Genomic DNA, 24057 nt, shown 5'->3' with positions numbered 1-24057 from the left:
TCATCGCGGGCAAGCCTTGCTCCCACAGATAATCCCTCGCCCCAGAGAGCATTCGCCCCCCCCAATCAGCGATTTGTATCCGAAAAACTCACAAACTTTTCACAACCGGCTCGCGATACTCCCCGCCTTTAAGGTTGCTCGACGTATGCCTGCGGTCACCAATCCGGTGCCGACAGCGTCGTCGACAAAGGCTGGAGCGCTTGATGAGTTTGTTCAAACGCAGCAAAACGACTGCGAAAGGTTTCGACTGGGCCGGGCTTGGCTGGCTGTTTCTGTTCTTCTGGTACTTCTCTGGCATCACCCAACTGCTCATTCTGTTGAGCGACACCTCCGGCTTCACCGGCTTTCGCCAAGCGTTCGTGATGAGCGCGGTGTGGTTGGCGCCCATGCTGCTCTTCCCCGCCCGCACGCGCGTGCTCGCGGCGTTGATCGGCGTGGTGCTGTGGGCCTGCTCCATGGCCAGCCTCGGCTACTTCTTCATTTATCAGCAAGAATTTTCCCAGAGCGTCATCTTCATCATGTTCGAATCGAACGTTTCTGAAGCCGGCGAGTACCTGACACAGTATTTTGCCTGGTGGATGGTGGCGGCGTTCCTGGCCCACACCGCCGTCGGCTATTGGCTCTGGACCCACCTGCGCCCGGTGTACCTGCCCCGGGGCCAGGCCATGGTCGCAGCAGTCGCCATTGTCCTGGCGGTGGTCGGTTATCCGCTGATCAAGCAGACCCAGCGTACCGGCAGCTTTGCCGGTGGCCTGGAAAAATTCGAAGATCGCATCGAGCCTGCGGTGCCGTGGCAGATGCTGGTGGCGTATCGTCGCTATGGTGAGCAGTTGGAGAACATGCAAGGCATGCTCCACAGCGCCAGCAAGATCGCGCCACTGAGCAATCTCAAGGATGCCATGGCCGACCAGCCGGCCACCCTGGTGCTGGTGATCGGTGAATCCACCAACCGCCAGCGCATGAGCCTCTACGGTTACCCGCGGGAAACCACGCCGGAGCTGGACAAGCTCAAAGGCCAGCTGTCGGTGTTCGATAACGTCATCACCCCGCGCCCCTACACCATCGAAGCGCTGCAGCAGGTGCTGACGTTCGCCGACGAACAGAACCCGGACCTGTACCTGAGCACCCCGTCGCTGGTGAGCATGATGAAACAGGCCGGCTACAAGACCTTCTGGATCACCAACCAGCAGACCATGACCAAGCGCAACACCATGCTCACGACCTTTTCCCAACAGGCCGACGAGCAGGTGTACCTGAACAACAACCGCAACCAGAATGCCGCGCAGTACGATGGCGATGTGATCGAGCCATTCAACAAAGCCCTGGCCGACAGCGCTCCGCGCAAGCTGATCGTGGTGCACCTGCTCGGCACCCACATGAGCTACCAGTACCGGTATCCGCCGACCTTCAACAAGTTCACCGACCGCCAAGGCGTACCGGCGGGCCTGCGTGATGATCAGGTCCCGACCTACAACAGCTACGATAACGCGGTGCTGTACAACGACTTCGTCGTGTCCAGCCTGATCAAGGACTACGCCAAGACCGACCCCAACGGCTTCCTGCTGTACCTGTCGGACCATGGTGAAGACGTGTTCGACTCCTCGGGCCACGGCACCCTGGGCCGTAACGAAGGCAAGCCGACCGCGCCGATGTACACCATCCCCTTCATGGCCTGGGCCTCGCCCAAGTGGCGCGAAAGCCATGACTGGAACTTTGCCGGCGACCTGTCGCGCCCCTACAGCAGCTCGCACCTGATTCACACCTGGGCGGACATGGCTGGCTTGAGTTTTGATGAGCTGGACCACAGCAAGAGCCTGGTCAGCGCGGACTTCAAGGCGCGCCCGCTGTTGATTGGCGACCCCTATCAAACCCCACGCAAGCCCCTGATCGACTTCAGCCTGATGCAGCCCAAGGCACCGGCGGCTGCAGTCGTGCAGAAATAACCGAAACTCCTCAGAAGCCCGCTTTTACAGGGGCTTGATCCAGAACTCCATAGGCCCGTGGGCCGGGTCGAACATGCCGGCGGCAAAGCCGAACTTGGCATAGCTGGCCTGGGCCACGGCATTGCCCTCGAGCACTTCCAGGGTAATCTTGCAGCAACCACGCTGACGGGCGATGTCCTCGACCTTCTGCAGCATCTTCTGGCTCAGCCCGAGCCCACGAAAATCCTTCATCACCGCCACGTCGTGGACGTTCACCAGTGGCCGGCAGGCAAAGGTTGAAAAACCTTCGAAACAATTGACCAGCCCCGCCGGTTCGCCGTTGACGAAAGCCAGCACGCTGAAGGCATGAGGGCGCTTGGCCAGTTCCTCGGGCAGATGCAGCAGCACCTCTGCCGGCAATGGCTGTCCCCCGCCCATCGGGTCCTGTGCATAGCCGTTGAGCACATGACAGATCGCTTCGGCGTGAACCGGGTTGGTGTAGCTGGCTTGCAGTACAAGGATGTCCTTGGCTTCTTCCATGACCTTCCATCTCACTTCGTTAGTGCCGCCAGCTCGAAGCCGTCGGCGGGATACAGGTCAGGCTTGCTGACCAAAACGTTGCATTTGCATTTCCTGGAGGCGGCTGAGGGTACGGCGAAACGGGAATTGCAGATAGCCCTCGGTATACAACTCATCCATCGGCACCAGGGCCGAAAGGCACAACGGCACCTTGCGGTCATAACACTCGTCGACCAGGGCGATGAAGCGCCGTACGCCATCGTCATGGATCGACAACTGCGGCAATTCGCGATCACCGGCCTCGACCCGTTCGACACCGTCTTCGGTGCCACGGGCAATGCGCCCTTCACGTTGTTCGGCGCTCAGGCACGGCACGTCACTGAGCAGGATGACGCTGAAGCGGTCGCACAGCGCCATGAAATCCAGCGCCGAGAACGGTTGCTCGCACAGGTCGGAGTAACGGCTCCAGAGCACGCTATCGCTGGCCTGGACCGGTTCAAGCAAGCGATGGCCGACCTCGATCGACGCACTGCTCGATACTTGCCCGGCGGTCAACTGGTTGAAGACCTCCCCCAGCGGATCAGGTTGCCCGGGATCGCGCAGCCAATAACGCTGCTGTAACTGACCTGGGTGCTGGCGATGGTCTTGCCAACCGTTCACCGGCACGACCTGCATATATCGATTGATCGCGGTGATGGTCGGCAGGAAACGCTCGCGGTTGTGGCCGTTGGCATAGAGTTCTTCCGGCGGCAGGTTGGAGGTACTGACCATCACCATGCCCAGCTCGAACATCACCTGGAACAGGCGCCCGAGGATGATTGCATCGCCGATGTCGTTGACGAACAGTTCGTCGAAACACAGCACCCGTACTTCAGCACTCAACTCCCGGGCCAGGGCCTGCAGAGGATCCGGCGTGCCAGTGAGCTGGAACGAACGCTGATGCACCCACGCCATGAAGTGATGGAAGTGTTGTCGACGGGCCGGCACCTTGAGGCTTTCATAAAAGCGGTCCATCAGCCAGGTCTTGCCACGTCCCACCGGGCCCCAGAGATAAACGCCCTTGATCGACTTGCGACCTTCGTGCAACGCCTGGTGGCATTGCTTCAGTGTCATGATGGCCAGTTCCTGGGCCTCGTCCTGGACGAAGCCGTGGTGTTCGATGGCATGCTGCCAGGCACTCAAGGGGGAGTCGAAAGTCATACGGCCCGGGTCCGGAAAACGAAGGTGGGGAGTATGCCATGGCGGGCGACTGCAGGAACCCTGCGTAGAACTGTGGCGTGGGGTTTATCTGTGGGAGCAATATCTTGTGGAAGCATGGCCTGTGGGAGCATGGCCTCTGGAAGCAATGGCCTGTGGGAGCATGGCTTGCCCGCGATAGTCGCGCCGCGGTCCAACAGCCAAACCGCGTTATCGTTCATCGCGGGCAAGCCTTGCTCCCACAGGCTTTGCTCCCACAGACCTGAGTGCAGAACTTAGATCGAGATATCCAACCGACTGATCTTGCCCTGCTCATCGAGCCGGAAGGTGTAGCGTAACTCCAACGGGCTGCCGGGGAATGTCCCGGAGATCAGGTTCTGCACCAGCACCTTGCCAGTGCGTTGCTGCACGTTGAGGACTTCCACCCGCGGCTGGAAGCGCTGGGCGGTGTCTTCCATCCATTGGGCGATGGCCTGGGTGCCAACACGGTGCTGGCCTTCATCGAACACGTTGGCATCCTCGGCGAAGAAACGCGTCACCGCCGAACTGTCACGGGCATTGGCGGCCGCGATGTAGCCGGCGATGGCCGGGGCCAGGGAAGAGACGGGATTGGACATGGTACGGCTCCTTGTTTTATCGGTCTGGCACTATGCTAGAACAGCGTTGTGTCAGTTTTTGTCAGGAGTGAAACGCCCGGTTTCGTCCAGCTTCATCAGCGCAAACCAGTCGCGCAGCAAGTCGCTGCGTCGGCCCGGATAGCGCTCGCCCTGCTCGGTGGCAGAGGCAATCCGGTCAGTGCGAAAAGTCCGATAGGCGCCGCGCAATTCACACCAGGCCACCACCACCCGCGCCTCATTGAAAAAGCCCAGGGCCAGCGGCCAGATCAAGCGTTGGCTCGGGGTCTTGTTCACATCGGCGTAATCGATATGCAGCTTGGCCTGGGCACGAATGGCCTGGCGGTACACATTCAGTTCCACCGTGTTCTGCGGATAGCCATAACCCGGTGGACCGGGCAATACCGTGGGGTTGCGCAAGGCGTCTCGCACATCGGGAGCCAGCACTGCGGCGACCTTCGCCAGGGCGTCGGCGGCCGCCTTGCCCAGCACCTCGTCGGCGCGCTGATCGACGTAGCGCAAGCCCAGCACAATGGCCTCGATTTCATCGGCGGTGAACATCAGTGGCGGCAGGAACAGGCCGCTGCGCAAGACATAACCGATGCCCGCCTCGCCCTGGATCGGCGCGCCGAGGGCGCTGAGTTCGGCGATGTCGCGGTACAAGGTGCGCTCGGAAACGTTCAGTTCGCCCGCCAATGTCGCAGCGGTGACCGGGCAACGCTTGCCCCGCAAGACTTGCAGCAAAGTGAGCAACCGAGAGGTACGCGACACGATGGACTGTCCGGAAAGAAAAAGTTGACGCAGATTAGCAGAGGCTGGTGTCAGAAACTGTCAGGAGCCCTGAACCTTGTTTGGATCCAGAGCAAGGTGGAATTTGCCCCGCAAGGCTGTGGGAGCAAAGTTTGCTCGCGAAACAGACACCTCGGTTCCTGAAAGACCGCATCACCTTCATCGCGGGCAAGCCTTGCTCCCACAGGGTGGTTTGCCGTTGTCATGGGGCCGCTGTGGGTTATCGTACTCAATCGTTTCCGAGTTTTTTCCTTTCTTGAGAGTCTATCCATGCGCAGAATCCTCGGCCTTTCCGTTTTCCTGATACTGCTCAGCCTGAGCGCCTGCGCCCTCTTCCCGCACCGTGACCCGCTGAACATCAACGTGGTCGGCATCGAACCCTTGCCCAACCAGGGGCTGGAGGTACGTTTCGCCGTGAAACTGCGCGTGCAGAACCCCAACGAAACCGCCATCGACTACAACGGCGTGGCGCTGGACCTGGAGGTCAACGACCGTACGCTGGCAACGGGGGTCAGTGACCAGAGCGGTTCGATCCCGCGCTTTTCCGAGGCGATCCTCAGTGTCCCGGTGAGCATTTCGGCGTTTTCGGTGTTGCGCCAGACCTTGGGCCTGAGCCAGACCCAAGGGCTGGACAACCTGCCCTATGTGCTCAAGGGCAAGCTCGCCGGCGGCGTATTCGGCACCCTGCGCTTCGTCGACCGCGGAACCCTCGACCTGCCGGGTTCCGCCGCCAGCTGGTGATCAGGCGGTGAAGCGCACGCCGGGTTTGGCGCGCTCGTCCACCACCAACTCGAACACATCCGGCCTGGCGTAATGCCCGACCACGTCATAGTCGTAGCGCGCCCGCACCAGTTCATCGGTGTCGATTTCGGCGATGAGTAACCCCGCCGTGTCTTTCAGCGGCCCGGCCAGCACGTCGCCCATGGGTCCGACAATCACGCTGCCACCGGCAATCAACGGCCGCTCGGCCGGCCAGTGCGCGACCTCGATACCCAGGGCCTGCGGAGAGGCCTGTACCTGACAGGCACTGACCACAAAGCAGCGACCTTCGTGGGCGATATGGCGCATGGTCACCTGCCACATCTCTCGCTCATCCACCGTCGGCGCACACCAGACCTCCACCCCTTTGGCGTACATCGCAGTGCGCAGCAGCGGCATCATGTTCTCCCAGCACACCGCCGCGCCGACCCGGCCGACCTGGCTGTCGATCACGGGCAAGGTCGACCCATCGCCCTTGCCCCAGATCAGCCGCTCGGTGCCGGTGGGCATCAACTTGCGGTGCCGGGCCACCAGGCCTGCATCGGGTTCGAAATACAGCGCGGTGCAGTACAGGGTGCTGCCGACACGCTCGATGACGCCCAGCACCAGGCTCGCCCCTGTACGCGCCGACAGCCCGGCCAGCGCTTCGGTTTCAACGCCGGGCACGTCAATGGCATTGGCAAAATAGCGGGCAAACGCCTCGCGCCCCTCCGGCAGCCGGTAACCCAGTTGAGTCCCGAACCCCTCGCCCTTGGGATAGCCACCCAGCAGCGCTTCAGGCATCACCACCAGACGCGCGCCGGCCTGGCGAATGGCCTCTTCATAGGAAAGGATCTGTGCCAGGGTCTCGCCCTTGCCGCCAGGCAACGAGCCGATCTGCAGGGCAGCCACAATGGATTTGGGCATGGCTTTTCAACTCCTTGATCATCAGGTGTTGCTGATTCTCAAGCAGCGGCCGATCATGAATAAAGCCCTGAATGCTGCTAAATGATATGAGCCTTATGAATATCGCCGACATCGACCTCAATCTGCTCAAGACCTTCGAAGCCCTGCATGACGAATCCAGCGCCAGCCGCGCCGCCGTGCGCCTGGGCGTGACCCAGTCGGCCATCAGCGCTGCGCTGCGCAGGCTTCGCGGTTTGTATGACGATCAATTATTCGTGCGCACCGGCCGGGGCCTGGCGCCGACGCTGCGGGCCAATCAACTGAAGCCGGTGATCAGCGAAGCACTGGATAAATGCCGCCAGAGCCTGGCGATGGTCGACCCGGATGCCAGCCATTACGAAGGCCGCTCGGTCATCGTCGGCCTGTCGGACGATTTCGAAATTGCCCATGGGCGACGCTTGATCGAAGAAGTGGCCCACCGCGCGCCGGGCCTGCGCTTGATTTTCCGCCAGACCCACAGTCAGATCGTCGGCCGGGCCCTGATGGAGCGCGACCTTGACCTGGCGATCACAGCGGGCGGTTTCGCCCAGCGATTGCTCAGCCGTCAGGTGTTGGGCGAAGGCGATTACGCCTGCCTCCTGGACCCGGCGAGCCTGGCGCAGGGCCAGCAATCCCTCAGCCTGGAGGCGTTCGTGGCCCGTGAGCACCTGCTGGTGTCTTCGGGTGGTTTCATCGGCATCACCGACGAAGGGCTGGCCGGGCTTGGCCTGAGTCGGCGAGTCTGCGCCTCGACCACCCACTTTGCCGCGTTGCCGTTCCTGCTCAAGGGCAGTCAGGCCGTGGCGACCATCCCGACCCATGCCGCCCGGGCCATCGCCGACCTCAGCGGCCTGGCCTTGCTGCCCTGCCCCCTGGCCTTGCCCCGCTACCCCATCGAGTTGGGATGGCGAACCCACACGCAAATGGAGCCGACAATGCTCAAGGTTCGCCAGGCCATTACGGCAACATTCGCCTAAGGCTTACTTGTTGGCGGCCATCAGTCGATTGACCTCACTGCGCACCATGTTGGCGTACTCCGGCGGCGACATGCCATCCAGTTCGGCACGCACCCACTCGGCCCACTTGCCCTTGCGTTTGGAGCGCTCGCCGAACAAGCGGGCAGCATCGCCCTTGGCCTTGCCCAGGTTGTTTTGCCACAGTTCAAAAAGTCGGGATTTTTCGTCTTCCAGCGCGGCGCGCTCGGCCAGGGGCTTGTCAGCCAGATTGAAGCTCATGGGAATTACCTGTTGCGTAAATAGGCGCCATCTTACACCTTGGAGGGAAACGTCTTAACCACGATTTGTGATGGACTGCCCTGCCAGCGCCGAGCGTTGCAACTTTTTAACGGGCACGGCACTCCATTGTTCAATGCCATCATCCACACAAGGAGTACTTCCATGGCCCGTAAAGGCACCGTGCAAGCGAACGGAGAGCAAATCAAGGATCAAGCCTTCAGCGAATTGACGGCTCTGATTGAAGAATCGGAAAAGCTGCTCAAAAGCAGTGCCTCGCTGGTGGGCGAAGAGGCCGAAGACCTGCGAGGCCAGATATCCCAGAAACTGCAACAGGCGCTCGACTCAGTCACCAGCACCCGGGAACGTACCCGTCCCATGGTCGATGCCACTGAGGTCTATATTGGCGGCCACCCCTGGCAGACCGTGGCGATTTCCGCCGGTTTCGGCCTGGTGGTGGGTTTGTTGCTAGGACGGCGTTAAACATCACAAACCAGCCCCCGGACCTCATGTGGGAGCGAGCTTGCTCGCGATGACGGTGAGTCAGGCAACATCTCTGCTGCTGAACCACCGCTATCGCGAGCAAGCTCGCTCCCACAGGAGTTTGTGGATGAGCCTGCCACTTATGAACATCCACAAGGTTTTGCTTTAAGCCACAGGTCCCGCCCGCAGGATCGACACATCCTCCCCGCGATACAGCGCCTCGACCTTCCCCGCCCGCCACTGCAGCACCGCCCGTTGGTTGATCGAGCCCTTGTCGGTGATTTCACCACGGTCGATGGACGCCGGTTCATCGAGCAAGGCGATCCACTCCACGCGACTGGCGTTGCCGCTGGCTTCGCGGTTCAGGCGTTGCAGCCAGTCGGCGAACCATTGGCGTACCGGCGGGCTGGCGAGGACCTGGGCGTCGCTGGCCTCCCCGCCCAGGCCCGACAAGCGTCGGCATTCAGCAAGCCGTGGGAACACCAGCGCACCCAGGCACTCGCGATCCGGCGCGGTGATCACCAGGTCCTGGACGTAGGGCGTGCCCTCCAGCACCGCGCGGTTGCGCAACGGCCCGACGCTTACGAATACACCGGAAGACAATTTGAAGTCCTCGGCGATCCGCCCATCGAACATCAGCCCCAGTTGCGGATTGCTGGCTTCGGCCAACTTGATCGCATCCCCCGAACAATAGAAACCGTCCTCGTCGAATACCTCGGCAGTTTGCTGCGGCGAGCGCCAGTAGCCGGGCATGATGTGCGGCCCGCGAAAACGCCCTTCGAACTTGCCGTCCACCGGCACCAGCCGGACTTCGCAGCCGGGCGCCGGAAGGCCAATGTAGCCGGCCATGGATAACGGCCCGGTGGTGAAGGTGCAGGACGGCGCCGCCTCGGTCATGCCCAGGCCCGCCATCATGCGGATACGTTCGCCGCAATGCTGTTCGGCGACCTTGTCGAGCCGGTCCCAGGTGCTTTGGGACAAACCCGCTGCCGCAAAGAAGAACAGACTGATGCGCTTGAAGAATCGCTCGCGCAACTCACCGTCCCGCTCCAGGGCGCTAACCAGCTCCTCCCAGCCCTTGGGCACGGTCAGGTAGGCGGTAGGTGAAATTTCCTTGAGGTTGCGCAGGGTTTCGGCGAAGCCCTGGGCGGTGGGTTTGCCGTCGTCCAGGTAGAACGTGCCGCCGTTGTACAACACGATGCCAACGTTGTGGCTGCCACCGAACGTGTGGTTCCACGGCAACCAGTCCACCAGCACCGGGGGGGCCTCGCCGAACACCGGAAAGGTCTGCAGCAGCATCTGCTGATTGGCGCAAAGCATACGCTGGGTGGTGATCACCGCCTTGGGCAGTTTGGTGGAGCCTGAGGTAAACAGGAACTTGGCGATGCTGTCCGGGCCAGTGGCGGCGAACGCCTGCTCGGCCTCGGCGCCACCGGGTTGGGCCAGCAGGCTGGCGAAGCTAGTCCTCGACCGGCCAGCTATCTCGCCACGCACCGTGATCAAGGGCACGTCCGCCGGCAATACGGCAGTGATTGCCCGCTCGAACGGTGCGGCTTCGCTGACAAACACCAGCCCCGGCTGCAACAGATCGCAGACGTGACGCAGCTTGGCGAAATCCTGGGACAGCAATGAATAGGCCGGCGAAACCGGGCAATAGGGAATACCGGCGTACATCGCGCCGAGGGCCATTTGCAGGTGCTCGATGTCGTTGCCGGAGAGCAGCGCCAAGGGTTTTTCGGCCGATAAGCCGTAACCGAGCAGGCCTTGGGCGATGGCCCGTACACTGTCGAGCATTTGCGCATAACTGACTCGACGCCAATCACCACTGGATTCACGGGCGGCGATAAACGTCTGCTCTGGGCGCACCTCGGCCCAGTGCACCAGGCGCTCGAGCAACCGCGCCGGCAGCGGGGCCAGGGGCTCCAGGGAGCGCATGTGCAAGATGCCACGCTCTTCCCGGACTTCGACGGCAGGATGACCAATCGACACCTGGCGATACCGCCCGGCCTCGGGTCGGGAGGACGATCTTGACTCGGAACTCACGTACATTTCCTCCACCAAGGCACACTCGGGTCGCGATGCGAGCGGAGCGTGGCAGCACTAGGCTGCGGCCTTGTCATTATTATTCTGGCCTGCATCGGGGCGACGGCGTTCAAGGCTCGACCGCCCGCGATGCGACGGGTTTCAGATCGGGTAATGCCGGGGACCGTTCTGCAAGGTCACCCAACGCAGCTGGGTGAAATGCTCGATGGACGCCTTGCCGCCAAAGCTGCCGTAACCACTGGACTTGACCCCGCCAAAGGGCATCTGCGCCTCATCGTGCACGGTCGGCCCGTTGATGTGGCAAATGCCCGACTCGACCCGCTGGGCCAAGGCTAGAGCACGGCTCGTGTCGCGACTGAAGATGGCGGCCGACAGGCCGAACTCGGAATCGTTGGCCAGGCGCAACAGCTCTTCATCGCCGTCACCGCGCAGAAGCACCGCCACCGGCCCGAAAGACTCTTCGCGGTACAAGCGCATCTGCGCAGTGACGCCGTCGAGCAAGGTTGGTTGCAGGATGCTGCCTTCCAACTGCCCACCCGTGACCAGCGTTGCGCCTCTGGCCAGGGCATCGTCGATCAGCCCCTTGATGCGTTGGCCGGCACTGACGTCAACCAACGAGCCCAGCACCGAATCAGCGGCCGTCGGATCGCCGGCGCGCAGGGTGGCGATCTTGGCGGTCAAGCGGGCGATGAACTCATCCGCCACACGGGCATCGACGATCAGTCGCTCGGTGGACATGCAGATCTGGCCCTGGTTGAAGTAGGCGCCGAAGGCCGCCGCTTGCACCGCAGCGTCCAGGTCGGCATCGTCCAGCACCAGCAGCGGCGCCTTGCCGCCCAGTTCCAGCAAGGCCGGCTTGAGGTGACGCGCCGACAGTTCGCCGACGATGCGCCCGACATGGGTCGAACCGGTGAAATTGACCCGACGCACCGCCGGGTTGGCGATCAACCGCTCGACAATGGCCGGCGCATCCGCCGGTGCGTTACAGATCACGTTGACCACGCCGTCACCCAGCCCTGCGTCCTGCAACACCTGGCCGATCAGCCGGTGCACCGCCGGGCTTATTTCAGAAGCCTTGAGCACCACGGTGTTACCACAGGCCAGGGGCATGGCGATGGCGCGGGTGGCGAGAATCACCGGAGCGTTCCAGGGCGCGATGCCCAGCACCACGCCGCAAGGCTGACGCAGGGCCATGGCGAAACTGCCAGGCACGTCCGAAGGAATGATTTCGCCATTGATCTGGGTCGTCATGGAAGCGGCTTCGCGCAGCATGTTCGCCGCCAGGTGCACGTTGAAACCGTACCAGTTGGCCATGGCACCGGTTTCGCCGGCAGCAGCGACGAATTCACTGCTACGGGCCTGCAACTGCTCGGCTGCACGCAACAGTCGCGTGCGGCGTTCGTTAGGCGCCAATGCGGCCCAGGCGGGAAACGCCGCTTGGGCAGCAGCTACCGCGGCGTCGGCATCTTCCAGGGTGGCGGCGGCCACGCGAGACACCACCTCACCCGTCACCGGGTTGCAGCGTTCGAAGGTCCGGCCGTCACGGGCCGGGCACGACTGGCCGCCAATCAACAGGGGCACGTCCAGCATGGTGATTCCTCTTTATTGTCTTTATCGGGAATGCATCGCAGCGGTGTAACAGTAGCGCCAGCGCGAGGCAGCGAACAGCGGGATGCGGCCCGCCATTCGCCGGTCGATTCAGCGCTTATAGGTTTGCAAGCCAGGCTTGATGCTCTTGTCGTCCAGAAACTGTTTCATGCCCTGCTCGCGGCCACCTTCGGTGTCGAGCAGGCGCGACTGGTCGAGCTTGGCGTACAGGTAATCCTCGTTCTGCTCCCAGGTCAGTTCGCGGCAGCGTTTGAAACCATGCTTGGCGGCCCGCAGCACCACCGGGTTCTTTTCCAGCAGGTTGCGCGCCAGCTCCACCGTGACTTCACGCAGTTGCGCCAAGGGCACGCTTTCGTTGACCAGGCCCATTTCGGCGGCTTTCTGCCCGCCGAACGTCTTGCCCGTCATGATGTAGTACAGCGATTGGCGATGGCCCACGGTGTCGGCCATGGCCTTGCTCACCAGGTTGCCCGGCGGGATGCCCCAGTTGATTTCCGAGAGACCGAAGGTCGCTTCGTCGGCGCAGATCGCCAGGTCGCACGCCACCAGCGGGCTGAAACCGCCACCAAAGCACCAGCCGTTGACCATGGCGATGGTTGGCTTGGCGTACATGCGCAGCAGCTTCCATTGCCATTGCGACGCTTCGCGACGGATTTTTTCCTGGAGGATTTCCGGCCCGGCATCCACTTCGCGGAAATATTCCTTGAGGTCCATGCCGGCGGTCCAGGCATCACCGGCCCCGGTCAGCACCAATACGCCAGCGGCCGGATCCTGCTCCAGCGTCTCGAGCACGTCGATCATCTCGCGGTTGAGGGTCGGGCTCATGGCGTTGCGTTTTTCCGGGCGATTGAGGGTGACCCAGGCGATGCCCTCCTCGATATCGACCTTGACCGTTTTCCAGCGACCTTCGTAATTACTCATGATGCGTGCTCTCTTGTTCTTGGCTGAAGATGATCAAAAACTAAACCGGAAAAATAGTTATGTCAATTAACTATTAATCGATTTATCTGTATTTTTCCGGGTCTGGGTCGGCGGTTACAAATCTCGAATTTGCGCGACCCCATAGCCAGGGCGTCGCAACCCCGGCAAACTGGATGGCCTTGTTAATCACTTACCTTGAGGAAGTTCACTTCGATGGCCAAGTCTTCCAAGCTTGCCGAACCCGCCGAGCCCCTGGCCGCCGGTACCGACGCGCAAGCGCCGCTGGACTCCGCGCTGGACGACCTGATCGGTTACGCCCTGCGCCGCGCCCAGTTGAAACTGTTCCAGAATCTGATTGGCCGGCTCGCCGTCCACGATCTGCGCCCTGCCCAGTTCTCGGCGCTGGCGATCATCGACCAGAATCCCGGCCTGATGCAGGCCGACCTGGCCAAGGCCCTGACGATCGAACCGCCGCAAGTGGTGCCGCTACTGAACAAACTGGAAAGTCGGGCCCTGGCCGTGCGTGTGCGGTGCAAGCCGGATAAACGCTCCTACGGGATATTCCTGAGCAAGACTGGCGAAACCTTGCTCAAGGAACTCAAGCAAATCGCCGCACAGAGTGACTTGGATTCCACCGCGACCCTTTCAGGCGCTGAGCGGGAGGAGTTGCTGCGGTTGTTGAAGAAGGTTTACCACTAGCAAACCTGGCGGCGCTCCCTGTGGCGAGGACGCAAGCTCCGGCTATGTGGGAGCAAAGCTTGCTCGCGACGAAGGCACCTCGATTCCTGAAAAACCGCAGCGCTTCAATCGCGGGCAAGCCTTGCTCCCACAAGAGCAAGCCAGACACCTGGGAACTCACCAGATCGGCACGCTGTACGTCACCAGGAACCGTGTCTGGTTCTCGTCGCGAAACGCCGCCGTACCCGGGAAGTTGTTGCGATAGATCGATTTGCGCGCCAGCAGCCCGACGTTTTTCAGCGGGCCGCTCTGGATCACGTACCCCAGTTCCATCTGGAACTCGCGTTCCTTGCGATCCTCGGCATTGAGGGCCGCCAGTTCGATGTGATCACCACGCACATAACGCAGCCGACTCCGCAGGCCCGGCACGCCCACGGCGGCAAAGTCGTAGTCATGGATCGCCTGCCAGGTGCGTTCCTTGGCATTGAGAAAATCCGAGCTCATGGTCATTTCGCTCAAGCCCATCAGCTCGGTGCCGGACACATAAGGCGTGGCCGTATCGCCACTGGAATGCATGTAGCCCAGGCTCACGCGATGGCCACCCAGGCGATAGCCGACCAGCGCCGAGACATTGCGGTTATCCACTTTTCCGGCCTTGGCCGCGCCGTCTTCGTCGCTGAAAAAACTGCGCAGGTCGGTGGTCAGGACGCCATCGCCCAAAGGCAGGTTATGCAATAACGCCAGAGTGTTCTGTTGATACAAATCCGCCACTTCGGCGTGGTAAGCCCGCAAGCTGAGGTCTTTGCTGACCTGGTAGTCGCCGCCCACGTACGCCATATGGGAAGAAGTCGCCGCACCGTTGAAACGACGGTTGGGCGAGGCGATGCTCATCGGTTGGTAGTCGGTGGAATCGCGCCGGGCGATGCGATCGATATAACCGGTGTTCAACGTCAAGCCGTCGATGTCCTTGGAACTGAGAGTCGTCCCGCGAAAGGTCTGCGGCAGCAGCCGCGATGGGCTGGCAAAGGCAAACGGCAGGAAGATCGACACATCGCCGGTCTTCACCGTGGTTTGCGCGAAACGCAGCTTGCCGGTCACGCCCAGGCGCGAATACTCATCAGCTGCGCGCTTGTCGCTGCTCGACACCGGCAACAGTTCGGTGCCGCTTCGGTCAGGTGACGAGTCGAGCTTGATGCCCAGCAATCCCCTCACGTCGAGGCCGAACCCAACCGCCCCTGGGGTAAACCCCGACTCGACGTTCATGAACACACCTTGAGCCCACTCCCTGGCCGCGGTCTTGGCGCCGTCGTCCTTGTAGTCGCGGTCCATGTAGTAATTGCGCAGGGTCAGGGTGCCGTGACTGTCGTCGATGAAGCCCTCCGCCCGCAAGGCCGGAGCCCCCAGGCTCAGCCCGAGACAAGCCAGCAGATGAACGAGCGATGAAACAGGGCGCGCCGTCAGGGCGGCCCGGGCAAGGTTTGGCATGTTCGATATCCACTTATTGTTGTTGTTTTGTTCGGCCCAACCTTGGTGGTGGGGGCCGTGGGAACCAAGAATGGAAACTGCACGGGCGCTTCGTCAATCAACAATGACCGATAATCGAACATTAATATCATTAACTAATTTACCAACTAGCTCGAAGATTCGTACCAAGCCTCTGATTTTTATAATGATCTGGTCAGTTTATGACTGCCCAATGGCAACCTTCATTTTTTAGTTAGCTTTGTTAATCTTAAATGCACCTACCGGCTATCCTCCGAGCCGGTGTCCCTCACAAAAACAATAAGAGGATTTGCCATGAACCGTCCGGCGCGTCGTGCGACGCTGACCATCGCCTTGTGTTTCATCGTCGCGCTGATCGAGGGTTTCGACCTTCAGTCAGCCGGTACCGCAGCCGCAGGTCTGCGACAGACGTTTGCCCTCGATCCGAAAATGATGGGTTGGGTATTCAGCGCCGGGATCATCGGGCTGTTGCCAGGTGCGTTCTTCGGTGGCTGGATCGCTGATCGTATCGGTCGCAAGAAAATCCTCGTCACCGCTGTCTTGCTGTTCGGCGTGTTTTCCCTCAGCACCGCTTATGTCGAACACTTCTCCAGCCTCTTGCTGGTGCGTTTCATGACCGGCCTGGGCTTGGGCGCCGCCCTGCCCAACCTCATTGCCCTGTGCGCCGAAGCCGTGGGCGAGCAGCGCCGGGGCACGGCTATCAGCGTGATGTATGCCGGCGTTCCGTTGGGTGGTGCATTGGCGGCAGTGGTCGCCATGTTGTTTGGCGAGCACTGGCAGATGACGTTTTTCATCGGTGGGCTGGCGCCCTTGCTGGTGGTCCCGCTGATGCTCCTGTGGCTCCCCGAATCGAGCGTCTTTCGCCAGGCGCAGGATGGCGGCTCATCGCGCGGCTCCACCGCCCAGGCGCTGTTCGGTGAAGGTCGCGGCCGCACCACCTTGGCGCTGTGGCTGAGTTATTTCTTCACCCTGACGGTGATGTACATGTTGCTCAACTGGCTGCCATCGTTGCTGCTGGAGCAGGGCTTCAGCAAACCCCAGGCCGGCCTGGTGCAGATGCTGTTCAACATCGGCGGTGCTCTTGGCTCGTTGCTCGGCGGCCTGTTGCTGGACCGTTGCAATGGCATCAAGGTGGTGCTGTTCGTCTATGCCGGTCTGCTGAGCGCCCTGGCCGGGGTCGGGTTGTCGGTCGGTATCGTGCCGATGGCCATTGCCGGGTTCGCCGCTGGGTTGTTTGTCATGGCTGCGCAATTGGTCCTCTACGCCTTGGCTCCGCCCTCCTACCCTACGACCGTACGTGCGACGGGGGTTGGTGCGGCGGTGGCCATCGGACGCCTGGGGTCGGTGGCCGGGCCTCTGGCTGCAGGGCAGATCCTGGCCGCAGGGGGTGGGACCACGGCCGTATTGCTGGCGACTTCGCCTGGGTTGGTGGTTGCGACGTTGGCTGTTCTTAGTGTGGTTCGTTATTCGGCCGGGCCTCGATTGGGTGCTTCTGAGCAGGTCGCTGGGAACTCCTGACTTGGTGTGAATATCCGTTTTTTGGGTAACGGCGGCTTATGGTTCCGCCCTTACGGCGGGTCACTTTCGAAAAGCCCGGAAGCCGGCCCAGTCGAAAGTAACCAAAGCGCTTCTGCCCCACCACTCGGCACCTCGCCTAGGCTCGGTGTGCCTGAACGAAGGCATTGCTCCGTGGGCCGCCGCGAAGGGCCATCATGGCCCAGCGCGGCTACCTCGAGGCGGCCTTATAGCCGACCTGGTTCTGGGTGATCGCGTTCCTCCTGTGGGAGCGAGCTTGCTCGCGATGACGTCGGCACAGCCAACATCACTACTAGCTGACCCTCCGCTATCGCGAGCAAGCTCGCTCCCACAGGGGGTTCAGGTGAACACGACTTCTGCGGACATCTCGCCCAGCAGTAAGCGATCTAGACCTTGAACCGCGCCACCGTCTCATGCAGTGACCCGGCCATCTGCGCCAGGTCCTGGCCCGCCGTATCGGTATGCCGGGCGCCCAGCATGACTTGTTCGGACAGGTTGCGAATGCCCACCAGGTTACGATCCACCTCTCGCGCCACCAGCGCCTGCTGTTCCGTGGCGCTGGCGATCATCAGGTTGCGCTCGTTGATCTGCGAGATCGAATGGGCGATTTCATCCAGGGCATCGCCGGAGCGCTGGGCCACTAGCAGCGTGGCTTGCACCAGTTCGCTGTTGTTCTGCATGGAGCTCACCGCATGCCCGCTGTCCAGGCGGATGTTACCGATCATGCCCTCGATTTCCCGAGTCGAATCCTGGGTCCGATGGGCCAACGCCCGGACTTCATCGGCCACCACTGCAAAACCACGCCCGGCATCACCGGCGCGGGCGGCTTCGATGGCGGCGTTCAGTGCCAGGAGATTGGTCTGTTCGGCGATGCTGCGGATCACGTCCAGCACCGAACTGATGTCCTGGACCCGCCCGGCCAATTGCTGGATTCGCCCGGAACTGTCCGTCACACCTTCGGCCAGCGCGGTAATGGAAGCCACCGTTTCCTGGACCTGTTCACGACCGCGCTGGGCCGTTTGCTCGGACACTCGCGAGGCTTCGCTGGTGCTCACCGCATTGCGCGCCACTTCATCCACCGCAGCGGTCATCTGGTTCACGGCCGCGGCAGCCTGTTCGATTTCATGCCCTTGCAACTGCAAGGTGCTGCTGGTCTGGCTGCTCACCGCGCTCAGTTCTTCGGAGGAACTGGCCACCCGATCCACCGAGGCCGCAATGTGCCGGACCATGCTGTTGAGGCTCTGCTGCATGTCGTGCATGTTGCTCATCACGCTGTCATTGGCGCCAACGCCCACGGGCACGCGGATCGTCAGGTCGCCCTGGGCGATGAGATTAAGCAGCCGCGCCGCGTCATTCGGTTCACCGCCCAGGGGACGGGTCACGCTGCGGGTCACCAGGACCGCCACGGTCGTTACCAGGGCCAGGCAAGCCAGCACCAACGCCAACATGTTGCGCCGCGCATCGTTGTAACGTGCCTGGGCCTGCTGTTCACGTTCGACAAAGACCTTGCCCTGCATCGCCATGATCCCTTCGAGGCTTTTGTACACCTCAAGCTCCGCCGGAATCACCCCTTGCTTGAGCTGCGTCATCGCCTCCTCCGTCGCGCCCTGGCGGATCAACGCCTGCACCTGGACGAAAGCCGCCACATAGGCCTCGCGACGCTTTTTCAACTCGGCATACACGGCCTTGCCTTCAGGCTGATCGAACAACGGCTCCAGCGTGGCGAAGGCCTGGGTAATCCGCTGCCGGGTGGCGTCGATGGATTGCTGGACTTGCGCGTTGTTCTTGTCGATCAACAAGTCCCGGGTATTCCTGGCGTTATCGCGCACGCCCGTGGCGATCACCATGATCGGGTCGATCTTCGGCCAATCCTGCCTGACGATCTGCTCGGCCTGGTCGCGCAGCATCGCCAGGTCGCTCAAGGCGTAAAGCGCCAAGGCGATCAAGGCCAGTGGGGCGATGGCAAAGCCGATCACGATGCGTTGGGCAGTGGTGAATCTGGTCATATCAAATGCTCCCTGTTCAACTACCTGCCGGTTGGCAGCGCATTTGAAAACCATGAAAAAGTGCGGCCCAGTCATCCCGGGCCGCTGTCGGTCGTTCATCCCGGCGCTCGCTCAACTGCGTAAGACGAACGAGGGGAACAACTCGCGCATGGCGGCCCACAGCTCAGGCTGCAAGGCTTGTGCCGAAACGCTGGAAAGGTGGGGATCGAGCATCCGCGCGGTGCGCACCAGTTGTACGGCGAACCGCGTGACGCCGCGTTCGCTCAAGCGTCGGGCCAGGGTCAGCAACCGCTCGGGGTCGAACAGGTGCCAGTGCACCGTTGTGCGACATTCATAATCCACGCCGCTGGCCAGCAGGTGGTCGAGGCTGCGCCAGTTGGCGGCACCGCTGCCTTCGACCCGGGTCACGTCCAGGGCATCCTCGGGCAAGGCCTTGACGTCGAAACCCACCCAGTCGGCAAGCCCGACCACTTTGGCGAAGGCCGCCGGCTTGATGCCGGCGCTGTGCAGGCCGATGCGAAAGCCCATCTGCCGCACTTGCTCCATGGCCGGCGCCAGGCCGTCCTGCAACGTTGGCTCACCGCCGCTGAACACCACGGCGTCGAGCAGATCCTGACGGCGTTGCAGGAACGCCAATACCCGGCACCAATCCACCTCCTCGCTACCGCGCGGCGGGATCAGTTGCGGGTTATGGCAATAACGACAACGCCAGGCACAGCCCTGGCAAAACAGCACGCACGCCAGTTGGCCCGGATAATCGAGTGTGGTCAGGGGCACCATGCCCCCGACCCGTAGCACTCGACTCATGGACGCCCGGCCGCGCGTTCGGTGAAGTGCACCCGCTCGCGGTGCTCGGACTGCTTGCCTGGGTTGAAGGCCGCCACCGGACGGTGATAACCCATCACTCGGGTCCAGACTTCGCAACGTTGACGCTGTGCTTGTGGAAGGCTTTGCGATGCATTCATGGGTGAAGCTCCTTGCGGTCGATGGATCGGATCAGTGAACGCTGCCCTGGCGCTGTTGTTGCAGCAGCAAGGCCTCGTCGCATTTGGGGCAAAACTCGTGTTCGCCGGCCAGGTAACCGTGCACCGGGCAGATGGAAAAGGTCGGCGTGATGGTCAGGTACGGCAGGCGGAAACGTCCCAGGGCCTTGCGCACCAACTGCTTGCAGGCCTGCGTGGAGGAAATCTGCTCGGCCATGTACAGGTGCAACACGGTGCCGCCGGTGTATTTGCATTGCAGTTCATCTTGCAGCTCCAGGGCTTCGAACGGATCTTCGGTGAAGCCCACCGGCAGTTGCGACGAGTTGGTGTAGTACGGGGCGACCGTGCTGCCGGCCTGCAAGATATCCGGATAGCGCTTGAGGTCTTCCTTGGCGAAGCGGTACGTGGTGCCCTCGGCAGGCGTGGCTTCGAGGTTGTAGAGGTGGCCGGTTTCCTCCTGGAATCGCAACAGCGTGGCCCGCACGTGATCCAGCAGTTTCAGGGCGAATTCCCGGCCTTGCTCGGTGTGCAGGCCTTGCTGATCATCGGTGAAATTGCGCAGCATTTCGTGCAGGCCATTCACGCCGATGGTGGAGAAGTGATTGCGCAAGGTGCCCAGGTAGCGCTTGGTGTAGGGGTACAAACCGGCATCCATATGATGCTGGATGACCTTGCGCTTGACCTCCAGGCTCTCTTTCGCCAGTTCCATCAGGGTATCGATGCGTTGCAGCAACGCACTGGTGTCGCCCTTGTACAGATAGCCCAGGCGGGCGCAGTTGATCGTCACCACGCCCAGGGAACCGGTCTGCTCCGCCGAGCCGAACAGCCCGCCGCCACGCTTGAGCAACTCGCGCACGTCCAGTTGCAAGCGGCAGCACATCGACCGCACCTGATTGGGTTGCATGTCCGAATTGAGGAAGTTCTGGAAATACGGCAAGCCGTAGCGGGCAGTCATTTCGAACAGCCGGTCGGCGTTCTCGCTGTCCCACGGGAAGTCGTGGGTGATGTTGTAGGTCGGGATCGGGAAGGTGAAGACCCGGCCTTTCGCATCGCCGGCCTGCATCACCTCGATGTAGGCGCGGTTGATCAGTTCCATTTCCGTTTGCAGGTCACCGTAGGCGAACGGCATCTCTTCGCCGCCGATGATCGGGATCTGTTCGCGCAGATCCTGTGGGCAGACCCAGTCGAACGTCAGGTTGGTGAACGGGGTTTGCGTACCCCAGCGCGACGGCACGTTGAGGTTGTAGATGAACTCCTGCAACGACTGGCGGACTTCGTCGTAGCTGAGCTGGTCCTTGCGCACATAGGGCGCGAGATAAGTGTCGAACGAGCTGAACGCCTGGGCGCCGGCCCATTCGTTCTGCAGGGTGCCAAGAAAATTAACCATCTGCCCCAGGGCACTGCTCAGATGCTTGGGCGGCCCGGCCTCGACCCGCCCCGGCACGCCGTTGAGGCCTTCGTGCAACAAGGTGCGCAAGGACCAGCCGGCACAGTAGCCGGCGAGCATGTCCAGGTCGTGGATATGCAGGTCAGCCTCGCGGTGCGCCTCGCCGATGGCCTGGCTGTAGACCTCGTCGAGCCAGTAGTTGGCGGTGACCTTGCCCGAAACGTTGAGGATCAACCCGCCGAGGGAATACCCCTGGTTGGCGTTGGCCTGCACACGCCAGTCTTCGCGATCCAGGTATTCGTTCATCGACGTGGCGACTTCCACCAGTGTGCGACGATCCCGACGCAGGCGTCCGTGTTGCTCGCGATACACGATGTAGGCGCGCATGGAGAGAAAGAAACCGGCGTCCATCAGTACCCGTTCGACACGGTCCTGGATCTGCTCGACGTTCAACCGCGTCTGCCCTTCCAACCGCGCCAACACCGCCTCCAGCAACGCCTCGGCCTCGACTTCGGCATATTCGCCGGTGGCCTTGCCAGCGGCGATCAGCGCCTGGCGGATCTTGTCCGCATCAAAGGCAACCACACTGCCATCGCGCTTGTGCAAGCGGTTACACCCTACTGAGATCAACGTGCTCTGCATTTTGGCTCCAGACACTACATATAGGCTTTTTGAGATCTTCAAACACAATATGCAGTGGAGAGTACGGGCAAAAGGCAGGGTTGCAATTGATCGACATCAAGAATCGGAAGCGACCCACATTCAGGCTCGAAAAGTCATTTTTGCAAGCACCATAGATCCCCTGTGGGAGCGGGCTTGCTCGCGAAGAGGCCAGCACATTCAACATCAATGCAAGCTGACCCACCGTCATCGCGAGCAAGCTCGCTCCCACATTGGTTTCGGGGTGACTGCAAGGTCTGTATCCACCACAGGTCCCTTTGTGGGACCTGTGTACTGCTCACCCCCCACTCATGTTCATGAACCGCACGATCTGCACTTCCCCACCCGGGTTGAAGTCATGGCGCAGTGGCTTGCCACGCAACGCCCGTTGCACCGCCTGGATCACCGGTTGGTCGTCCAGCGGATAACGCCGCAGCAAGCCGCGAAGGTCGAGGGAGTCCTCTTGTCCCAGGCACAACAGCAAGCGCCCTTCGACGGTCATGCGCACGCGGTTGCAACTGGCGCAGAAGTTGTGGGTGTTGGGCGAAATGAAACCGATCCGGGTGTCCGGATGACGCTCCAGGCGCACATAGCGCGCTGGCCCGCCGCTGTTTTCGGTGCTGTCGAGCAGCCGGTGATGGCGGGCGATTTCGGCCCGTACCTCATCGCTGGAACAGAACGACTCGCCCCGGGAACGCCCGACCTCCCCCAGCGGCATTTCCTCGATGAAGCTGATGTCGATGCGCTGCTCGATGGCGTATTGCACCAACGCCGGGACTTCATCGAAGTTGCGCCCTTTCATCACCACGCAGTTGAGCTTGATCCGCTCGAACCCGGCGACCTTCGCCGCTTCGATGCCGGCCAGCACCTGGTCCAGGTTGCCGTTGCGGGTGATCGCCCGAAAACGATCGCCGTCCAGGCTGTCGAGGCTGATGTTCATGCGCTTGACCCCGGCCTCGACCAGCGGCTGGGCCAGTCGCCCCAGCTGCGAGCCGTTGCTGGTCATCACCAGTTCCCGCAGGCCGGGCAATGCCGCGATCTCGCGACACAGCCCGACGATGCCTGGACGGATCAGCGGCTCACCACCGGTCAGGCGGATTTTCTTCACCCCCAGGCCGACGAACAGCCGCGCCAGGCGCTGCAACTCCTCCAGGGTCAACACTTGCTGACGCGGCAGGAAAGTCATGTTTTTCGCCATGCAATACACACAACGAAAATCACAACGATCGGTCACCGACATCCGCAAATAATCGATCTGGCGCCCAAATCCGTCCTGCAACACCGCGTTCATGAAGATCTCCCGATTGAGCCCGTGTTCACTGCACCAGCGGCGAGTCGGCGCCCTGAAGGTGAATGCCGCGAATATCCGCCGCACCGATCAGGGTTTGCAGGTACTGCACCAGCGCTTTTTGCCACACGCCCTGCTGCAACTGGGTACGAATCGCCGTCGCCACTGCCTCATACGGCAATGGCTGGCCATCGATTCGCTGGTCGATGCTGATCACGTGCCAGCCGTAACGACTTTCCAGCGGTTTACCAGCCAGGCCCGCCGGCAGGGTGAACAACTGGCGCTCCAGTTCAGGCACGGTCTGGCCCTTGCTGATCTGCCCCAGCGAGCCGCCCTGCTCCTTGGATGGACACGCCGAATGCTTCAGCGCCAACTCGGCAAAACTGCCCGGGAACTGGTCCAGCCGCTCCAGCAGCAGCTCGGCCTGTACATGGGCCAGGCTGCGCGCCTCGGCATCGTCCGGCGCACACTCGAGCAGGATGTGCCGCACCGCCAGCAACGGTGCGCTGTGAAAGCGCGCCCGGTTGCTTTCGTAATAACGCAGGCAGGTGGCCTCGTCGCACTGCGGCACCTGTACCTCGCGTTCGAGCAACAGCCGCGTGGCCGCTTCCTCTTCGTTTTCACCGGCGCCGACCTGCAACGCCAGACCCAGTTCGGCGATACGTTGCTGCAGCAACTCACGGATCACCAAGGCCCGTGCCGCCTGATAAACCGCCTCCTCGCGGCTTTCCGCCGGGTGATATTGCAGCTCCTGGGCCATCGCCTGCGGGGTGACCGACACCCCGTTGACGCTGATGATCGGCCACTCTTGCTCACTGCTGGCAATCAACTGTGGCGCTTCATCCTCCGTCACCGGCCCGGCCTGGGCCGGCTCGAACTGCACCGCCCCCGCCGGTTCGGCATCGGCCAGCGGCGCGATCACCGGTGCCGCTTTTGCCGAAGAACCGCAGCCGCCGCTGCCGCCACCACTACCGCCACATCCGCATCCACTCGCCATGATCTTCT

22 protein-coding genes are annotated in these 24057 nt (G+C 61.9%); 6 read left to right on the top strand and 16 right to left on the bottom strand.

Translation table 11 applies throughout. The annotated features are described in order from the left end of the window. The first annotated feature begins 203 nt into the window (after positions 1–203). Positions 204–1943: a phosphoethanolamine transferase CptA gene (locus tag AB4O22_RS09835; protein WP_460096182.1), complete on the top strand. Its 1740-nt coding sequence runs from the start codon at positions 204–206 to the stop codon at positions 1941–1943. Between the two features lie 24 nt (positions 1944–1967). On the opposite strand, the gene AB4O22_RS09830 is transcribed toward AB4O22_RS09835, so the two are convergent. The 4 genes from AB4O22_RS09830 to AB4O22_RS09815 all read right to left on the bottom strand — a co-directional run bounded on the left by AB4O22_RS09830 (position 1968) and on the right by AB4O22_RS09815 (position 5023). Next, the gene (locus tag AB4O22_RS09830; protein WP_223473215.1) at positions 1968–2462 is read right to left on the bottom strand and encodes a GNAT family N-acetyltransferase; all 495 of its coding nucleotides are present in this window, start codon (positions 2460–2462) and stop codon (positions 1968–1970) included. A gap of 57 nt (positions 2463–2519) precedes the next feature. Next, on the bottom strand, positions 2520–3641 hold the full coding sequence (gene zapE, locus AB4O22_RS09825; protein ID WP_460096180.1) for a cell division protein ZapE: 1122 nt from the start codon (positions 3639–3641) through the stop codon (positions 2520–2522). A 272-nt stretch (positions 3642–3913) separates the two neighbouring features. Then, positions 3914–4255: a nuclear transport factor 2 family protein gene (locus AB4O22_RS09820; RefSeq protein WP_003202401.1), complete on the bottom strand. Its 342-nt coding sequence runs from the start codon at positions 4253–4255 to the stop codon at positions 3914–3916. 51 nt (positions 4256–4306) lie between these two features. Then, positions 4307–5023 carry a helix-turn-helix transcriptional regulator gene (locus tag AB4O22_RS09815; RefSeq protein WP_223473212.1) on the bottom strand — a complete coding sequence of 239 codons (717 nt, stop codon included), beginning with the start codon at positions 5021–5023 and terminating at the stop codon, positions 4307–4309. A 288-nt stretch (positions 5024–5311) separates the two neighbouring features. Here AB4O22_RS09815 and AB4O22_RS09810 point away from each other — a divergent pair, with 288 nt between their 5' ends. Then, positions 5312–5782, top strand: coding sequence for an LEA/WHy family protein (locus AB4O22_RS09810; RefSeq protein ID WP_003202406.1), 471 nt, complete (start codon positions 5312–5314; stop codon positions 5780–5782). Here the strand turns inward: AB4O22_RS09810 and AB4O22_RS09805 are convergent, their stop codons facing one another. After that, positions 5783–6706, bottom strand: a complete 924-nt coding sequence (locus AB4O22_RS09805) for a carbon-nitrogen hydrolase family protein (RefSeq protein WP_223473211.1) — start codon at positions 6704–6706, stop codon at positions 5783–5785. 86 nt (positions 6707–6792) lie between these two features. On the opposite strand from AB4O22_RS09805, the gene AB4O22_RS09800 reads away from it, so the two are divergent. After that, positions 6793–7701, top strand: coding sequence for a LysR substrate-binding domain-containing protein (locus AB4O22_RS09800; RefSeq protein ID WP_223473210.1), 909 nt, complete (start codon positions 6793–6795; stop codon positions 7699–7701). A 3-nt stretch (positions 7702–7704) separates the two neighbouring features. Here the strand turns inward: AB4O22_RS09800 and AB4O22_RS09795 are convergent, their stop codons facing one another. Beyond that, positions 7705–7959 carry a hypothetical protein gene (locus AB4O22_RS09795; RefSeq protein WP_003181187.1) on the bottom strand — a complete coding sequence of 85 codons (255 nt, stop codon included), beginning with the start codon at positions 7957–7959 and terminating at the stop codon, positions 7705–7707. A 162-nt stretch (positions 7960–8121) separates the two neighbouring features. Here AB4O22_RS09795 and AB4O22_RS09790 point away from each other — a divergent pair, with 162 nt between their 5' ends. Further along, on the top strand, positions 8122–8439 hold the full coding sequence (locus AB4O22_RS09790; RefSeq protein WP_003202414.1) for an ElaB/YgaM/YqjD family protein: 318 nt from the start codon (positions 8122–8124) through the stop codon (positions 8437–8439). 165 nt (positions 8440–8604) lie between these two features. Here the strand turns inward: AB4O22_RS09790 and AB4O22_RS09785 are convergent, their stop codons facing one another. The 3 genes from AB4O22_RS09785 to AB4O22_RS09775 form a co-directional block, all read right to left on the bottom strand. Next, the gene (locus AB4O22_RS09785; RefSeq protein ID WP_223473209.1) at positions 8605–10482 is read right to left on the bottom strand and encodes a feruloyl-CoA synthase; all 1878 of its coding nucleotides are present in this window, start codon (positions 10480–10482) and stop codon (positions 8605–8607) included. A gap of 141 nt (positions 10483–10623) precedes the next feature. Next, entirely contained in the window at positions 10624–12072 is a 1449-nt protein-coding gene (locus AB4O22_RS09780) for an aldehyde dehydrogenase (RefSeq protein WP_013693496.1), read from the bottom strand. A 108-nt stretch (positions 12073–12180) separates the two neighbouring features. Beyond that, positions 12181–13011, bottom strand: a complete 831-nt coding sequence (locus AB4O22_RS09775) for a p-hydroxycinnamoyl CoA hydratase/lyase (protein ID WP_003202420.1) — start codon at positions 13009–13011, stop codon at positions 12181–12183. A 213-nt stretch (positions 13012–13224) separates the two neighbouring features. Here AB4O22_RS09775 and AB4O22_RS09770 point away from each other — a divergent pair, with 213 nt between their 5' ends. Next, the gene (locus AB4O22_RS09770) at positions 13225–13710 is read left to right on the top strand and encodes a MarR family winged helix-turn-helix transcriptional regulator (RefSeq protein WP_027911607.1); all 486 of its coding nucleotides are present in this window, start codon (positions 13225–13227) and stop codon (positions 13708–13710) included. 156 nt (positions 13711–13866) lie between these two features. Here AB4O22_RS09770 and AB4O22_RS09765 read toward each other — a convergent pair whose 3' ends face one another. Then, positions 13867–15174 carry an OprD family porin gene (locus AB4O22_RS09765; protein ID WP_003202424.1) on the bottom strand — a complete coding sequence of 436 codons (1308 nt, stop codon included), beginning with the start codon at positions 15172–15174 and terminating at the stop codon, positions 13867–13869. Positions 15175–15486: 312 nt separating this feature from the next. Here AB4O22_RS09765 and mhpT point away from each other — a divergent pair, with 312 nt between their 5' ends. Then, the gene (mhpT, locus tag AB4O22_RS09760; protein ID WP_223473207.1) at positions 15487–16710 is read left to right on the top strand and encodes a 3-(3-hydroxy-phenyl)propionate transporter MhpT; all 1224 of its coding nucleotides are present in this window, start codon (positions 15487–15489) and stop codon (positions 16708–16710) included. 404 nt (positions 16711–17114) lie between these two features. Here mhpT and AB4O22_RS09755 read toward each other — a convergent pair whose 3' ends face one another. The 6 genes from AB4O22_RS09755 to AB4O22_RS09730 all read right to left on the bottom strand — a co-directional run bounded on the left by AB4O22_RS09755 (position 17115) and on the right by AB4O22_RS09730 (position 24049). Then, positions 17115–18734: a methyl-accepting chemotaxis protein gene (locus tag AB4O22_RS09755; RefSeq protein WP_223473206.1), complete on the bottom strand. Its 1620-nt coding sequence runs from the start codon at positions 18732–18734 to the stop codon at positions 17115–17117. Positions 18735–18845: 111 nt separating this feature from the next. Further along, on the bottom strand, positions 18846–19541 hold the full coding sequence (locus AB4O22_RS09750) for an anaerobic ribonucleoside-triphosphate reductase activating protein (protein ID WP_032833023.1): 696 nt from the start codon (positions 19539–19541) through the stop codon (positions 18846–18848). Continuing rightward, positions 19538–19699 carry an anaerobic ribonucleoside-triphosphate reductase gene (gene nrdD / locus AB4O22_RS09745; protein ID WP_003202433.1) on the bottom strand — a complete coding sequence of 54 codons (162 nt, stop codon included), beginning with the start codon at positions 19697–19699 and terminating at the stop codon, positions 19538–19540. Before nrdD ends, AB4O22_RS09750 begins: the two co-directional genes overlap by 4 nt. A 31-nt stretch (positions 19700–19730) precedes the next feature. After that, positions 19731–21746: a ribonucleoside triphosphate reductase gene (locus AB4O22_RS09740; protein ID WP_223473204.1), complete on the bottom strand. Its 2016-nt coding sequence runs from the start codon at positions 21744–21746 to the stop codon at positions 19731–19733. A gap of 316 nt (positions 21747–22062) precedes the next feature. After that, the gene (gene moaA / locus AB4O22_RS09735) at positions 22063–23055 is read right to left on the bottom strand and encodes a GTP 3',8-cyclase MoaA (RefSeq protein WP_003202440.1); all 993 of its coding nucleotides are present in this window, start codon (positions 23053–23055) and stop codon (positions 22063–22065) included. A gap of 25 nt (positions 23056–23080) precedes the next feature. After that, a complete protein-coding gene (locus AB4O22_RS09730) occupies positions 23081–24049 on the bottom strand; it encodes a peptidylprolyl isomerase (protein ID WP_223473203.1) in 969 nt (322 codons plus the stop codon). Positions 24050–24057: the final 8 nt, after the last annotated feature.

The sequence above is a fragment of the Pseudomonas sp. S3_B11 genome (assembly GCF_054667715.1).
Note: the sequence above shows the minus strand (reverse complement) of the source record. Positions and strands in the feature narration are given on the sequence as shown.